The sequence below is a fragment of the Actinosynnema sp. CS-041913 genome (assembly GCF_050942485.1).
In the GTDB taxonomy this organism is placed as follows: Bacteria; Actinomycetota; Actinomycetes; order Mycobacteriales; family Pseudonocardiaceae; genus Actinosynnema.
The window spans coordinates 506,072-520,671 of sequence record NZ_CP192037.1; the positions used below are offsets into that span (position 1 = coordinate 506,072).

General features: G+C 71.6%; 14 protein-coding genes. 13 read left to right on the forward strand and 1 reads right to left on the reverse strand.

The window, feature by feature from the left end:
* Positions 1-60: 60 nt before the first annotated feature.
* The 5 genes from ACQPZF_RS02460 to ACQPZF_RS02480 all read left to right on the forward strand — a co-directional run bounded on the left by ACQPZF_RS02460 (position 61) and on the right by ACQPZF_RS02480 (position 5,195).
* Positions 61-714 (forward strand): copper homeostasis protein CutC, encoded by a 654-nt coding sequence (locus ACQPZF_RS02460; RefSeq protein ID WP_433267782.1) that lies wholly within the window; start codon positions 61-63, stop codon positions 712-714.
* A gap of 89 nt (positions 715-803) precedes the next feature.
* Entirely contained in the window at positions 804-2,108 is a 1,305-nt protein-coding gene (locus ACQPZF_RS02465; RefSeq protein WP_433267784.1) for an extracellular solute-binding protein, read from the forward strand.
* The gene (locus ACQPZF_RS02470) at positions 2,105-2,995 is read left to right on the forward strand and encodes a carbohydrate ABC transporter permease (RefSeq protein ID WP_433267786.1); all 891 of its coding nucleotides are present in this window, start codon (positions 2,105-2,107) and stop codon (positions 2,993-2,995) included. The genes ACQPZF_RS02465 and ACQPZF_RS02470 overlap by 4 nt, the downstream gene beginning before the upstream one ends.
* Positions 2,992-3,825 carry a carbohydrate ABC transporter permease gene (locus tag ACQPZF_RS02475; RefSeq protein WP_433267788.1) on the forward strand — a complete coding sequence of 278 codons (834 nt, stop codon included), beginning with the start codon at positions 2,992-2,994 and terminating at the stop codon, positions 3,823-3,825. Before ACQPZF_RS02470 ends, ACQPZF_RS02475 begins: the two co-directional genes overlap by 4 nt.
* The gene (locus tag ACQPZF_RS02480) at positions 3,822-5,195 is read left to right on the forward strand and encodes a beta-N-acetylhexosaminidase (RefSeq protein ID WP_433267790.1); all 1,374 of its coding nucleotides are present in this window, start codon (positions 3,822-3,824) and stop codon (positions 5,193-5,195) included. The genes ACQPZF_RS02475 and ACQPZF_RS02480 overlap by 4 nt, the downstream gene beginning before the upstream one ends.
* A 75-nt stretch (positions 5,196-5,270) precedes the next feature.
* Here the strand turns inward: ACQPZF_RS02480 and ACQPZF_RS02485 are convergent, their stop codons facing one another.
* On the reverse strand, positions 5,271-5,492 hold the full coding sequence (locus tag ACQPZF_RS02485; RefSeq protein WP_433267792.1) for a PspC domain-containing protein: 222 nt from the start codon (positions 5,490-5,492) through the stop codon (positions 5,271-5,273).
* A 156-nt stretch (positions 5,493-5,648) separates the two neighbouring features.
* Between ACQPZF_RS02485 and ACQPZF_RS02490 the strand changes: the two genes are divergently transcribed.
* From ACQPZF_RS02490 to ACQPZF_RS02525, 8 genes are all read left to right on the forward strand, one after another.
* Positions 5,649-6,527 carry an AAA family ATPase gene (locus ACQPZF_RS02490; protein ID WP_433267794.1) on the forward strand — a complete coding sequence of 293 codons (879 nt, stop codon included), beginning with the start codon at positions 5,649-5,651 and terminating at the stop codon, positions 6,525-6,527.
* On the forward strand, positions 6,524-7,606 hold the full coding sequence (locus ACQPZF_RS02495; RefSeq protein WP_433267796.1) for a vWA domain-containing protein: 1,083 nt from the start codon (positions 6,524-6,526) through the stop codon (positions 7,604-7,606). Before ACQPZF_RS02490 ends, ACQPZF_RS02495 begins: the two co-directional genes overlap by 4 nt.
* Before the next feature lie 150 nt (positions 7,607-7,756).
* Positions 7,757-8,869, forward strand: coding sequence for an XdhC family protein (locus tag ACQPZF_RS02500; protein ID WP_433267798.1), 1,113 nt, complete (start codon positions 7,757-7,759; stop codon positions 8,867-8,869).
* A 129-nt stretch (positions 8,870-8,998) separates the two neighbouring features.
* Positions 8,999-9,586 (forward strand): (2Fe-2S)-binding protein, encoded by a 588-nt coding sequence (locus ACQPZF_RS02505; protein WP_433267800.1) that lies wholly within the window; start codon positions 8,999-9,001, stop codon positions 9,584-9,586.
* The gene (locus ACQPZF_RS02510) at positions 9,583-12,015 is read left to right on the forward strand and encodes a xanthine dehydrogenase family protein molybdopterin-binding subunit (protein WP_433267802.1); all 2,433 of its coding nucleotides are present in this window, start codon (positions 9,583-9,585) and stop codon (positions 12,013-12,015) included. Before ACQPZF_RS02505 ends, ACQPZF_RS02510 begins: the two co-directional genes overlap by 4 nt.
* Positions 12,012-12,866, forward strand: coding sequence for an FAD binding domain-containing protein (locus tag ACQPZF_RS02515; RefSeq protein ID WP_433267804.1), 855 nt, complete (start codon positions 12,012-12,014; stop codon positions 12,864-12,866). Before ACQPZF_RS02510 ends, ACQPZF_RS02515 begins: the two co-directional genes overlap by 4 nt.
* A complete protein-coding gene (locus ACQPZF_RS02520) occupies positions 12,863-13,483 on the forward strand; it encodes an SRPBCC family protein (protein ID WP_433267806.1) in 621 nt (206 codons plus the stop codon). The genes ACQPZF_RS02515 and ACQPZF_RS02520 overlap by 4 nt, the downstream gene beginning before the upstream one ends.
* A gap of 26 nt (positions 13,484-13,509) precedes the next feature.
* The gene (locus ACQPZF_RS02525) at positions 13,510-14,574 is read left to right on the forward strand and encodes a CapA family protein (protein ID WP_433267808.1); all 1,065 of its coding nucleotides are present in this window, start codon (positions 13,510-13,512) and stop codon (positions 14,572-14,574) included.
* Positions 14,575-14,600: the final 26 nt, after the last annotated feature.

The window sequence follows — 14,600 nt, forward strand, 5'->3', positions numbered from 1 at the left end:
GCCCGGTCGGCGGCGCGAGCTGCGCGGGCCCGCGCACCGCGGACCGTTATGGTCCAGACCATGCTTGAGGTCATCGCTCTCGACGCGGCCGACGCCGTCGCCGCCCAGGCCGGTGGAGCGCACCGGCTCGAACTCGTCACCGACATGGCCGCCGACGGCCTGACGCCGTCCCCGGCGCTGGTGCGCAGCGTGCTGGCCGCCACCGACCTGCCGGTCCGGGTCATGCTGCGCGACGCGCCGGGGTTCGCGCCCGGCTCGCTCGACGGGCTGCGCCGGGACGCGGCGGCCGTGCGGGAGGCGGGCGCGACCGAGTTCGTGCTCGGCTTCCTGGACGCCCAGGGCTGGGTCGACGTGGCGGCCTGCGCCGCGGTGCTGGACGAGCTGGCGGGCTGCCGGTGGACGTTCCACCGGGCGCTGGACAACTCCGCCGACCCCGAGGCGGCGTGGGGCGTGGTGGCCGGGCTGGGGTGCGACACGGTGCTCGCGGCCGGCTCGCCGCGCGGTGTCGCGGACGGGTTCGCCGTGCTGGAGCGGCTCGCGGCCCGGCAGGACGAGGTCGCGCTGCTGGTCGGCGGCGGCCTCCGGGCGGACCAGGTCGCGCCGCTGAAGGCGGTCGGGGTGACCGGGTTCCACGTCGGGAGCGCGGTCCGACCCGGCGGGTGGGACGCTCCACTCTCCGTCGAGGCCGTCCGGACCTGGGCAAATCTGGTCTAGACCGGTTGGCGATTCGGACACTAGCATCCCCGTTGCTTCCCATGAAATAGCCGTTGCAGAAGACGCAACTTATGCTGGAGGGGGTTCGGATGATGCGGGTAGCCAGAAGGGTGGCCGCCGCGGCGGGCCTGGCCGTCACGGTGCTTGCCACAGCCGGTCTGTCCGGGTGCGCCCCGGTCCAGTCCGGTCCGGCCGCGACCGGAACCGATCAGCAGACCGGGCAGCTCCGGGTCTGGCTGTTCGACGAGGTCAACCGGGGCCCCAAGGAAGCCGTCGTGAAGGAGGCGGTGACCGAGTTCCAGAACGCCCACCAAGGTGTGACGGTGGACGTGCAGTACATCCAGGTGCAGACCCGCGCGGAGCGGTTCAAGGCCGCGTTCAGCGACCCGAAGAGCGCCCCGGACGTCGCCGAGTTCGGCAACACCGACCTCGCCGGCTACGTGTCGGGTGGCGGGTTCGCCGAACTCGACCTGTCCTCGTGGGGCGAGGCGAAGGACCTGCTGCCGGCCGTGCTGGACACCGGCAAGGTGGACGGCAAGACCTACGGCGTGCCCTGGTACGTGGGCGTGCGCGCGCTGTACTACCGCACGGACGTCTTCACCGAGCTGGGCCTGCAGCCGCCGACGACGCTCGACGGGATCGCGCCGCTGGCCCGGCAGATCCGCGCCGCCAAGCCGGACCTGCTCGGCATCTCGGCCGGCGGCAAGTACACCTACGGCGCGATGCCGTTCGTGTGGGCCAACGGCGGCGACATCGCCCGCAAGGACGGCGACAAGTACGTGTCGTCCATCGACAGCGCGGAGTCCAAGGCCGGTCTGCGCCAGTACACCGAGCTGATCGCGGACGACATCTGCCCGCCGGCCCAGTGCGCGGGCAACGGCGGTGACGCGAGCGTCGAGGCGTTCCGCGCGGGCAAGGCGGCGATGGTCATCGGCGGCGACTTCAACCGCAAGTCCGTCGACGCGTCCACGGTCGCCGGCAAGTACGCCATCGTGCCGCTGCCGGGCAAGACCGCCGGTTCCGTCGCGCCGGCGTTCTCGGGCGGCAACCTGCTCGGCGTGATGAAGGGCTCCGAGCGCAAGACGCTGGCCAACCAGTTCCTCCAGCTCCTCGGCGGCAAGCAGTACCAGCGCAAGATGTTCGACGCCATGGGCAACATGCCGACCTTCGGCGACGTGCAGAACGACGTGGCCAAGGCCAACCCGGTGGTGGAGCCGTTCATCAAGACGCTGAACGCGGGCACCAAGTTCGTGCCGGTGACCCCGAACTGGGCGAAGATCGACGCCCAGGCCGTGCTGCCGAACCTGTTGCAGGAGGTCGCGGCGGCGGGCAACGACCTGGATGTGGCGGCGAAGAAGGCGGCCGACGCGATGAACGCGGCGTTCGCTTCATGATGCGTGCCACCAAGGGTGACGGGCGGATCGCCTTCGTCTACCTCACCCCCGCGCTGCTGGTGCTGGTCGGGCTGATGGGCTACCCGATCTACCAGCTTGTGCTGATCTCCCTGTTCGACTACGGCCAGGAACAGGTCAGCGGCGGCGCGCCGCTGACCTTCCTGGGAGTGCAGAACTACGCGAACCTGCTGGCGGACCCGAAGTTCTGGTCCGTGCTCTGGCAGACGGTCGGGTTCGCGGCGGTGTGCGTGCTCGGGACGCTGGTGGTCGGCGCGGCACTCGCCGTGCTGGCCACCAGGGTCCGCACGTGGGCGCGGCTGACGCTGTTCCTGGCCGCGCTGGGCGCGTGGGCCACGCCGGCGGTCGCCGGGTCGACGATCTGGCTGTTCCTGTTCGACGCGAACTTCGGGTTCGTCAACGAGGTCCTCGGCACCACCGGGTTCTCCTGGACCTACGACCGGTGGGTGGCGTTCGGGCTCGTCGCGGCGCAGGTGATCTGGTGCTCGTTCCCGTTCGTCATGGTGACGCTCTACGCGGGCATCAAGTCGATCCCGGGCGAGGTGCTGGAGGCCGCCGCGCTGGACGGCGCGTCGGCGCTGCGGACCGCGCGGTCGGTGATCCTGCCGCTGCTGCAACCGCTGCTGATCGTCGTGACGATCCAGTCGATCATCTGGAACTTCAAGGTGTTCACCCAGGTCTACATCATGACCAACGGCGGCGGGATCGCCGGGCGCAACCTCGTGCTCAACGTCTACGCGTACCAGCAGGCCTTCGCCGCGTCGGAGTACGGGCTGGGCGCGAGCATCGGCGTGGTGATGACGGTGCTGCTGCTGCTCGTCACGCTGGGCTACCTGCGGGCGCTGAAGAAGTCGGGGGAGGCGCTGTGAAGCGGGGCATCACCGAGGCCGTCACCGTGCTGATCGCCGCCGTGGTGGCGTTCCCGCTGTACTGGATGGTGTTGACGGCGCTGAAGCCGGAGTCCGAGGTGATCTCCGCGAACCCCCGGCCGTGGACGTGGGCGCCGACGCTGGACAGCTTCGTGCGCGCGCTCACCGTGCAGAGCTTCGGGCGGTACCTGCTGAACAGCCTCGTGGTGGCGTTCGCGGTGGTGCTGCTGAGCCTGCTCGTCTCGTTCCTGGCGGCCACCGCGCTGACCCGCTTCCGGTTCCGCAGCCGGACGACGCTGCTGGTCATGCTGCTCGTGGTGCAGATGGTGCCGGTGGAGGCGCTGACCATCCCGCTGTTCTTCATGATGAAGTCGGTGCGGGACGTCGTGCCGGTGTTCGGCCTGAACCACCTGGGCTCGCTGGTGCTGGTGCACCTGGCGTTCAGCCTGCCGTTCGCCATCTGGATGCTGCGCGGCTTCGTCGCGGCCGTGCCGGTGGAGCTGGAGGAGGCCGCGACGCTCGACGGCGCGTCCCGCTTCCGGTTCCTGTGGCAGGTGCTGTTCCCGTTGGTGGCGCCGGGTCTGGTGGCGACCAGCGTGCTGTCGTTCATCCACGCGTGGAACGACTTCCTGTTCGCCAAGACGTTCATCATCTCGGCGGCGGAGAACCAGACACTTCCCCTGGCGTTGCAGGTGTTCGTCAAACCGGACCAGAACGACTGGGGCGCGATCATGGCAGGATCGACCTTGATGACCATTCCGGTGCTGGTGTTCTTCATCCTGGTGCAGCGGCGGCTGGTCGCGGGACTGGCGGGAGCGGTGAAGTCGTGATTCTTCCTCGACCGGTGTCCTTCACCCGTGGTGACGGGGAGATCGAGTGGGACGGCACGGTGGACGGCCGCATCTCGCTCGACGGCCCACCGGGCTCGTACCGGGTGACGATCGCCGCGGCCCCTGCCGACGGGTCCGCCGTGGTGGTGGAAGCGGCCGACGACGCGGGCTTCTTCTACGCCCGGCAGACCGTGAACCAGCTCGCCGGTCCGGACGCGTTCCGCGCCGCGCCCATCCACCGCGGGCCGATCCGGCTGCCGGTGTGCGTCATCGAGGACGCGCCGCGGTTCGCCTGGCGGGGCGTGATGATCGACGTGGCGCGGCACTTCCTGCCCAAGCACGACCTGCTCCGGTACCTCGACCTGCTGGCCGTGCACAAGCTGAACGTCCTGCACCTGCACCTGACCGACGACCAGGGCTGGCGCTTCGAGTCGAAGCGGTACCCGAAGCTGCACGAGGTCGGCGGGTGGCGGCCGTCGTCGCGGTACGGCGACCGGCGCAGCGGCGGCCAGACCGGACGTCCGCACGGCGGCTACTACACGCAGGACGACCTGCGGGAAGTCGTGGCGTACGCGGCGCGGCGGCACATCACCGTCGTGCCGGAGATCGACGTGCCCGGCCACAGCCAGGCGGCGATCGCGGCGTACCCGGAACTCGGCGTGTCCGGCGGCGGCGTGTGGACGGACTGGGGCGTGAACCCGAACGTCCTCAAGGCCGACGAGTCCACCGTGGACTTCTACCGCAACGTCTTCGACGAACTGCTGGACGTCTTCCCGTCCGAGGTCATCGGCCTGGGCGGCGACGAGGCCGAAGGCGGCGACGGCCGGTTCGTGCGACGGATCGCGCAACACCTGGCGCAGCGCGGGCGGCGTCCGCACGGCTGGGACGAGGTGCTGGACGTCGGTCCGCTGCCGACCAGGACGGTCATCGCCTCCTGGCGTGGCGAGGAAGCCGGCCTCACGGCGCTGGAACGTGGCCACGACGTCGTCATGTGCCCGGAGAAGCACGTCTACCTGGACTACCGCCAAGCCGACGACCCGTCCGAGCCCATCCCGGTCGGCACCGTGCTGACCTGGGAAGACGTCTACTCGTACGAACCCGCGGCAGCGGATCGGGTGCTCGGCGCACAGGCGAACCTGTGGACCGAGCACCTCGACTCCCCGAGGCGGCTGGACTACGCCGCCTTCCCCCGGTTGAGTGCTTTCGCCGAAGTGGTCTGGAGCCCCGCTCCCCGTGACATCGCGGAGTTCCGGACCCGGCTCACCGAGCACCACCTGCCACGGCTGGACGCCTTGGGTGTCGAGTACCGGCCCCTGTCCGGCCCTCGTCCCTGGCAGTTGCTCCCCGGTGTGCCCGGCTTCCCCCGGTGAAACATCCCCTGCATCCCCTGACCGGCGTACCTCCTCATCACACATCCCCCGTGATCACTGCCGTCGGTGTGGGCGTCAGTCCTCTTCGGGCATGAGGATCCACGCCGCGAGGTAGAGGATGGCCCCGGCGCCGAACCCGAACAGGGTCGCGGCGACCAGCAGGATGCGCGTCAGCGCGGCGTCCACACCGAGGAGCTTGGCGACGCCGCCGCACACACCCGCGACCATCCGGTCGTTCCGGCTGCGGCGGAGCTTCTTGACCTTGTCGGTGGCCTGGTTGAGCACGTCGTTCGTCATAGCTCAATAGTGCTGGTCAGAGCACCGCGGCACATCGGGGACGGACCCTGAACCCGTCCTCAGGGTAGAACCAGGACCTTCCCCCGAGTCCCGCCCTCCGGGTCCACCGGGAACCGGTTCCGCGCTGTCGGCGTGACCTCGCGCTATGTTCGGTCCGTGACGCCCGAGGACCTGGCCGCCGAGCTGGACCGCGTCGGCTACCTGCCGGACGACGGCATCGCCACGGCGGCGTTCCTGGCGTGGCGGATGCACCGACCGCTGTTCTGCGAGGGCGAGCCCGGCACCGGCAAGACGTCCCTGGCGCTGGCGCTCGCGGAGGCGTTGGGGCTGCCGCTGATCCGACTGCAGTGCCACGAGGGGATCGACGCGTCCCAGGCGCTGTACGACTGGGACTTCCCGCGCCAACTGCTGCACCTGCGCGCCCTCGAAGCCGCCGGCCCGGTCGACGCCGAGCAGGCCGAGGCGTCCCTCTACACGCGCCGCTTCCTGCTGTCCCGTCCTCTGCTGCGGGCCCTGGAGGAAGCGCCCTGCGTGCTCCTCGTGGACGAAGTGGACCGCGCGGACGACGAGTTCGAGGCGTTCCTGCTGGAAGTGCTCGGCGAGAACGCGGTCACCATCCCCGAACTCGGCGTGGTCCGGGCCGAGACGCCGCCGCTGGTCGTGCTCACCTCCAACCGCACCCGCGAAGTCCACGACGCCCTGAAGCGCCGCTGCCTCTACCACTGGCTGGAACACCCCGACCTGGCCCGCGAGGTGGCCATCCTGCGCCGCCGCCTGCCCGGTGTCGACGAACGCCTCGCGCACCAGGTGGCGTCCGCCGTGCGGCGGCTGCGCGAGCTGGACCTGCTCAAGCCGCCGGGCGTCGCCGAATCCCTGGACTGGGCGGAGGCGCTGGTCACGCTGGGCCGGACGGAACTGGACGCGGAAACCGCCGCGACCACGCTCGGCGCCGTCCTGAAGTACCGGGAGGACGTGCAACGCGCCCTTTCGGCCGGTGTGCCGGCGGTCACTTTCGGGAGCACAATCGCAGGATGACCGGCGCCGGGTCGTTGATCGGGCTCGTGGGGTTCGCCCACGTGCTGCGGCGGGCTGGGGTCGCTTGCGGGCCGGAGCGGGTGCAGGCGTTCCTGCGGGCCGCCGGGTTGGTCGACCTGTCGTCGCGGTCGGCCGTCTACTGGGCGGGGCGGGTGACGTTGTGCGGTGAGCCCGACGACCTCGTCCGGTACGACGCCGCGTTCGCCGCCTGGTTCGGTGGGGTGGAGGTGCGGGCTCCTCGGCACGCCCGGGTGCGGACGTCTTCGGTGGCCGCGTTGGGTGGCGGGCCGTCGCGGGACGGGCGTTCGCGGCGGTTGGCGGTGGCGGCCAGTGACGTGGAAGTGTTGCGGCGCAAGGACATTGCCTCGTTGAGTCCGGGGGAGCGGGCGCACCTGCGCGAGATGCTGGCGACGTTGCGGCCGGTGCCGCCGATGCGTCGGGGGCATCGGCGGCGGCCTGCGCGGCGCGGTGGGGTGGACGCCCGGCGGACGTTGCGGGCGATGGTCCGCTCCGGGGAGCTGACCCGGCCCCGGTATCGGCGGCCGGCCGCGCGGGCGCGGAAAGTCGTGTTGCTGGTGGACGTTTCCGGGTCGATGGAGCCTTATGCCGACGCGTTGCTGCGGTTCGCGCACGTCGTCGCGCGGCGGATGCCGGTGGAGGTCTTCACGCTCGGCACGCGGCTGACGCGGGTCACCCGGCAGCTCCGGCACCTGGACCCGGAGCAGGCGTTGGCCGCCGCGGCGCGGGCGGTGCCGGACTTCTCCGGTGGCACGCGGCTCGGGGAGACGGTTCGGGTGTTCCTGGACCGGTGGGGGCAGCGGGGCGCGGCTCGGCGGGCTGTGGTGGTGGTGTTCTCGGACGGGTGGGAGCGGGGTGACCCGGCGTTGCTCGCCGAGCAGGTGGCTCGGGTGAAGCGGTTGGCGCACAAGGTCATCTGGGTCAACCCGCACGCGGGGAAGGACGGGTACGAGCCGGTGCAGTCCGGGATCGTCGCCGTGCTGCCGCACCTGGACCGGCTGCTCGCCGGGCACAGTCTGGACACCTTGCGCCGACTGTTGGAGGAGGTCGGCGATGCGTGATTCGGTCACTGGTGCGGGTCCTTCGCGCCGGCTGTTGGAGGTCGGCGATGCGTGAGTCGGCACTGGATCGGGTGCCTCGCGCCGGCTGTTGGAGGTCGGCGATGTGTGATGTCGTCGGCACGGACAACCTGTGTGGTCTGGAGGTCGACTTTGCGTGATGTCCTCACCGAACTCGCCCGGCGAGTCGAGGCGGGCGAGACCGTCGGCGTCGGCACGGTCGTGGCGACGTTCAGTTCCGCGCCGCGCCCGCCGGGTGCGTCGATGCTGGTCGGGGCCGATCAGGCGGTGGTCGGGTCGGTGTCCGGCGGCTGCGTGGAGGGCGCCGTCTACGAGCTGGCGCGGGAGGTCGTGGCCGCGCGCGTGCCGGTCCTCCAGCGGTACGGGGTGAGTGATGACGACGCGTTCGCGGTGGGGCTGACCTGCGGCGGGATCATCGACGTCTACGTGGAGGCGATCGACCGGGACGGGTTTCCCGAGTTGCCAGACGTGGTGGAGACGGTCCGGGCCGAGGAGCCGGTCGCCGTCGCCACGGTCGTCGAGCACCCGGAGTGGGTCGGCAAGCGGCTCGTCGTGTGGCCGGACCGGGTGGCCGGGGACGTGCCGTCGGCGCGGGCGCGGGACGCGATCACCGACGACGCGCGGGGGCTGCTCGCGACCGGGCGGAGCGGGACGTTGCACTACGGGCCGGACGGGCAGCGGCGGGGCGAGGGCATGGCCGTGTTCGTCAACTCGTTCGAGCCGCCGCCCCGGATGCTGGTGTTCGGCGCGATCGACTTCGCCGCCGCGATGGCGCGGCTCGGGGCGTTCCTCGGCTACCGGGTGACGGTGTGCGACGCGCGGCCGGTGTTCGCGACGAGGAGCCGGTTCCCGGAGGCGGACGAGGTGGTCGTGGACTGGCCGCACCGGTACCTCGCCGGGCAGGCCGACGCCGGGAAGGTGGACGAGCGCACGGTGGTCGCCGTGCTGACCCACGACCCGAAGTTCGACGTGCCGCTGCTGGAGGTCGCGCTCCGGCTGAAGCTGGGGTACGTGGGCGCGATGGGGTCGCGCCGCACGCATGACGACCGGATGCGCCGGCTGCGGGAAGCCGGGCTCACCGAGGGCGAACTGGCCGGGCTGGCGTCGCCGATCGGCCTCGACCTCGGGGCCCGCACGCCCGAGGAGACCGCCGTGTCCATCGCCGCCGAGATCATCGCGTTGCGCTGGGGTGGGGGAGGTGAGCGCCTCACGCGGACCGAGGGCGCGATCCATCGCGCGGGCTGAGACAGCGCATCTCCTGGGACACCGCATCGGCCGAGACGTCCATCCCACCGCCGACGGGGGTTGTTTGACGAGGCAACCAGTAGCAGGCTCTGTTGTGACCCCCATCACCACCACATGCTTGGAGGGTTCATGCGGATCACCGTCACCGTGGACGGGGTGAACTACAGCGACGAGGTCGAGCCCCGCACGCTGCTCGTTCACCACCTCCGCGAACGACTCGGCAAGACCGGAACCGTCGTCGGCTGCGACACCAGCAACTGCGGCGCGTGCACCGTCCACCTCGACGGCCACAGCGTGAAGTCGTGCTCCGTGCTCGCGGTGCAGGCGAACGGGCGTGAGGTCACCACCGTCGAGGGACTCGCCCGGGACGGGCGGCTGCACCCGGTGCAGCAGGCGTTCCACGAGAACCACGCGCTCCAGTGCGGGTTCTGCACGCCCGGCATGATCATGCAGGCCATCGACCTGCTCGCGGACGACCCCGACCCGGACGACGACGCCGTCCGCCACGGCTTGGAGGGCAACCTCTGCCGCTGCACCGGGTACCAGAACATCGTGCGCGCCGTCCGCGACGCGGCTCGGCGGATGAGTCCGGGCGCCGGTCCCGACGCCGAACGCGTCGACGAGCCCGTGGGCGCGAGCGAGCCCGTGCCCGAGGGAGCCGTGCCCGACCAGGCCGGACCGGGCCGGACACCGCTGCGCGCGGGCGGTGGGGAATGACCGCCACGGCCGAGCCCGAGGTCGGCCGGGCGCGGCGGCGCAAGGAGGACGCCCGGCTGATCACCGGCGCGACCAGGTGGACCGACAACATCCAGCTCTCCGGGATGTTGCACATGGCCGTGTTGCGCAGCCCGGTCGCGCACGCGCGCATCACGTCCATCGACGTCACCGAGGCCGTGCGGATGCCGGGCGTGCTGGACGTGCTCACCGGCTCCGACCTGGCGGACGAGCAGGGCAGCCTGCCGTGCGCGTGGCCGATCACCGAGGACATGCTCGCCCCGCCCGCCCCGTCCCTCGCGGTGGACGAGGTGAACTTCGCCGGCGAGGCCGTGGCGCTGGTGGTCGCCCGCACGGCGGCCGAGGCGCAGGACGCGCTGGCCGCGATCGACGTCGACTACGAGGACCTGCCGGTCGTGCTGGACATGGCGGCGGCGGTCGAGCCGGGCGCCGACCTCGTGCACCCCGACCTGGGCACGAACAAGAGCGCCACCTGGGTGTTCGACTCCGCCGAGGCGGGCACCGGCGCCGACGTGGACCAGGCCATTGCCGACGCCGAGGTGGTGGTCGAGCGGACGTTCCGGCAGCAGCGGCTGATCCCGGCGTTCATGGAGCCCCGCTCGGTCGTGGTCGACCCGACGCCGGACTCCGCCACCATGTGGTCGTCCACGCAGGTGCCGCACATCCTGCGCTGGATGCTGTCGGCCGTGCTGGGCATCCCCGAGCACAAGCTGCGGGTCATCGCCCCGGACGTCGGCGGCGGCTTCGGCGGCAAGCTCCAGGTCACGCCCGAAGAGGTGCTGACCCTGCTGGTCGCGCGGCGGCTCGGCAAGCCGGTGAAGTGGACCGAGTCGCGCACCGAGTCGATGCTGTGCGCGCACCACGGCCGCGACCAGGTGCAGCGGATCACCGTGTCCGCCCGCCGGGACGGCACGGTCACCGGGCTCAAGGTCGACCTGCTCGCCGACATGGGCGCGTACCTGCGCCTGGTGTCGCCGGGCGTGCCGATCCTGGGCGCGTTCATGTTCAACTCGATCTACAAGTTCCCGGCGTACCGGTTCACCTGCACCAACGTGTTCACCAACAAGACGCCCACGGACGCCTACCGCGGCGCGGGGCGTCCCGAGGCCACGTTCGCCATCGAGCGGATGATGGACGAGCTGGCCGCCGAACTCGGCGTGGACCCGATGGCGTTGCGGCAGCGCAACTGGATCAGGCACGAGGAGTTCCCGTTCACCACGGTCGCGGGCCTCACCTACGACAGCGGCAACTACGAGGCGGCGACCGCCCGCGCCATGGAGCTGTTCGGCTACGACGCCCTGCGCGCGGAGCAGGACGAGCGGCGCGCGAACGGCGACCCGGTGCAGCTCGGCATCGGGATCTCCACCTACACCGAGATGTGCGGCCTCGCGCCCTCCCGGGTGCTGGGCGCGTTGCGCTACGCCGCGGGCGGTTGGGAGCACGCGGCGATCCGGATGCTGCCCACCGGCAAGGTCGAGCTGGTCACCGGCACCTCCCCGCACGGGCAGGGGCACGAGACGGCGTGGAGCCAGATCGTGGCGGACCGGCTCGGCGTGCCGTTCGAGGATGTCGAGGTGCTGCACGGCGACACGCAGGTCGCGCACCGGGGCATGGACAGCTACGGCTCGCGGTCGCTGGCGGTCGGCGGCGCGGCCGTCGTGCTGGCCGCCGACAAGGTGCTGGCCAAGGCGCGCACCGTGGCCGCGCACCTGATGGAGTGCTCGGCGGACGACGTGGAGTTCACCGCCGGCACGTTCTCCGTGCGCGGCACGTCCACCACGATGGCGCTGGGCGACGTGGTGGTCGCGGCGCACGTCGCGCACAACCTGCCGGACGGGATGGAGCCGGGGCTGGACGCGGAGGCCGCGTTCGACCCGACGAACTTCTCCTACCCGCACGGAACCCACTTGTGCGCGACGGAAGTCGACACGCGGACCGGGCGGGTGCGGATCCGCTCGTACGTGTGCGTGGACGATGTCGGCAAGGTGGTCAACCCGCTGATCGTGGAAGGCCAGGTGCACGGCGGAGTGGCGCAGGGCATCGCGCAGGCGCTGTACGAGGAGGCCCTGCACGACGAGGGCGGCACGCTCACCACGGCCACGCTCGCCGACTACCTGGTGCCGTCGGCGGCGGACCTGCCGTCGTTCACCACGGACCGCACCGAGACCCCGGCGGACACGAACCCGTTGGGCGTCAAGGGAGTCGGCGAGGCGGGCACCATCGCGTCCACGCCGGCCGTGGTGAATTCGATCGTGGACGCGTTGCGGCACAAGGGTGTCACCGAAGTCGAGATGCCGTGCACGCCGATGCGCGTGTGGAAAGCGTTGCAGGGCAGTAAAACCGATGTCTCGTCCACGACCGGCGCGGTCGGCGGACTCGGTTCGATCGACGCGCGAGGAGGTGCGGAGTGATCCCGGCCCCGTTCGACTACCTGGCACCGTCCACAGTGGACGAAGCGGTACGCGCGCTGGCGGAGGGCGGCGAGGACGCCAAGGTGCTGGCCGGCGGGCAGAGCCTGCTGCCGGTGCTGCGGATGAGGCTGGCCGCGCCGACGCTGGTGGTGGACCTGTCCGGGCTCACCGAGCTGACCGGCGTGCACGACGACGGCGACTCGCTGCTCATCGGCGCGATGACCACGCACTACGAGGTGCAGCGCGACCACCTGATCCGCGAGCACGCGAAGCTGCTGCGGCTGGCCACGGACACCGTCGCCGACCCGCAGATCAGGCACCGGGGCACGTTCGGCGGGTCGCTCGCGCACGCCGACCCGGCCGGCGACCTGCCCGCGTCCGCGCTGGCCCTGGACGCGGTGATGGTGTGCCGAGGTCCGGGCGGCACGCGGGAGGTGCCGGTGGCCGAGTTCTTCGTGGACTACTTCACCACCGCCCTGGAGCCCGGCGAGCTGCTCACCCACGTGCGGGTGCCCAAGCTGACCGGGTGGGGCGCGCACTACGAGAAGTTCAACCGGGTCGCGCAGGCCTGGTCGATCGTGGCGGTGGCGGCGGCGCTGAAGGTCTCCGGCGGCGTCATCGAAGAGGCTCGCGTCGCCTTGACCAACGTGGGGCCGACGCCGCTGCGGGCGTCCGGTGTGGAGGAGGCGCTGGTCGGGCGGCCCGCGACGGCCGAGGCCATCACCACGGCCGCGAACCGGGCCGCCGAGGGCGCCCGTCCGGGGACGGACGCCGACGCCGACCCGGAGTACCGCACCCACCTGGCCCGCGTGCTGACCGAGCGGGCCTTGACCGCCGCGGTGAGCGCATGAGGCTGGAGCACCGGTTCACCGTTCCCGCGCCCGTGCCGGACGTGTGGGCGGCGCTGCTCGATCCCGCGAGGGTGGCGCCGTGCATGCCCGGCGCCACCCTCACCGGGGTGGACGGGCGGACGTTCGCGGGCACCGTGAAGGTGAGACTCGGGCCGGTGACCCTGCTCTACAAGGGGACCGGTGAGTTCACGTCGGTGTCCGAGGACGTGCACGCGGCCGTGCTCAAAGCGTCCGGCAAGGACACCAGGGGCAACGGCACGGCATCGGCCACGGTCTCGGTGACGCTGGCCGGCGAGGACGGCGGCACCGCCGTGTCGGTGGTCACGGACCTGGCCGTCACCGGGCGTCCCGCCCAGCTCGGACGAGGGCTGATCAGCGAGGTCAGCGGCAAGATCGCGGGCGAGTTCGCGGATTGCCTGGCGGCCTCGCTCGGGACGGGGGAGGCTGAGGGGGTGACTTCTCCCGAAGCCGGTGCCCGACCGCGGCTGCACGCCGTGCCCGACGAGCCGATCGACCTGCTGGAGACCGCGCGCGTCCCGGTGCTCAAGCGGGTGCTGCCGTTCGCGCTGGCGCTGGCCGTGCTGGTCTTCCTGCTGCGCCGCAGGCGGCACCGCTGATCAGGCGCGGCAGGCGGCTGGCGGCCGTGACGCTGGCCGCCTGCCTCACCGCGGCCTGCACCGGGTCACCGGTGGTCATCACGTCGTCCCGGCCGCCCCCATCGTCGTCGGCGCCACCGCCGCCGCCGTCGTTCACGCTCGCGGCGGGCGGCGACATCCTGGTCCACCCGGCGCTGACCGAGCAGGCGGACCAGGACGGCGACCGGGACTTCGTGCCCTTGCTGGAGGGCCTGCGCCAGGCGATCGACGCGGACCTGTCGATCTGCCACCTGGAGACCCCGCTGTCCGCGCCCGGCGAGCCGACGTACGGCTACCCGGCGTTCAGCGCGCCGCCCGAGGTCGCTACGGCGCTGAAGACCATCGGCTACGACACCTGCTCGACCGCGTCCAACCACACGCTGGACCGCGGTCCGGGAGCCATCAAGACGACTTTGGACGTGATGGACGGGGCCGGCCTGCACCACACCGGTTCGTTCCGCACGCCCGCGGAGTCCTCGACACCGCTGCTGCTGGACGCGAAAGGCGTGAAGGTCGGGCACATCGCGTTCACCTACGGCTTCAACGGCATCCCGCTGCCGCAACCGTGGATGGCGAACCAACTGTCCGTCGACGGCGTCCTCTCGGCCGCGCGCGCGGCCCGTGCCGCCGGGGCCGAGGTCGTGGTGGCGAGCCTGCACTGGGGCGCGGAGTACCAGCACGAGGCGACCGAGGAGCAGCGCGAGATGGCGGCGGCGATCCTCGCCGACCCGGCGGTGGACCTGATCATCGGGACGCACGTGCACGCCGTGCAGCCGATCGAGCAGATCAACGGCAAGTGGGTCGTCTACGGCATGGGCAACGAGGCCGCCCGCCACTCCGAGCCGCGCGGGATCACCGAGGAAGGGATCGTCACGCGGTTCAGGTTCGTCAAGGGCGCGGGTGGCTGGGCGGTGGAACACGCCGAGTACATCCCCACGATGGTGGAATTCGGTCCACCGATCCGGGTGATTGATTTGACCAGGTCGCCGGCTACGCCGCGCCGGGTCGAGGCGTTGAACCGCACGGACGGCGTGGTGCGCAGCATGGGCGTCCAAGGCCTGAACCGGCCATGATCGCCGGATCGGGTGATGCATTCGAA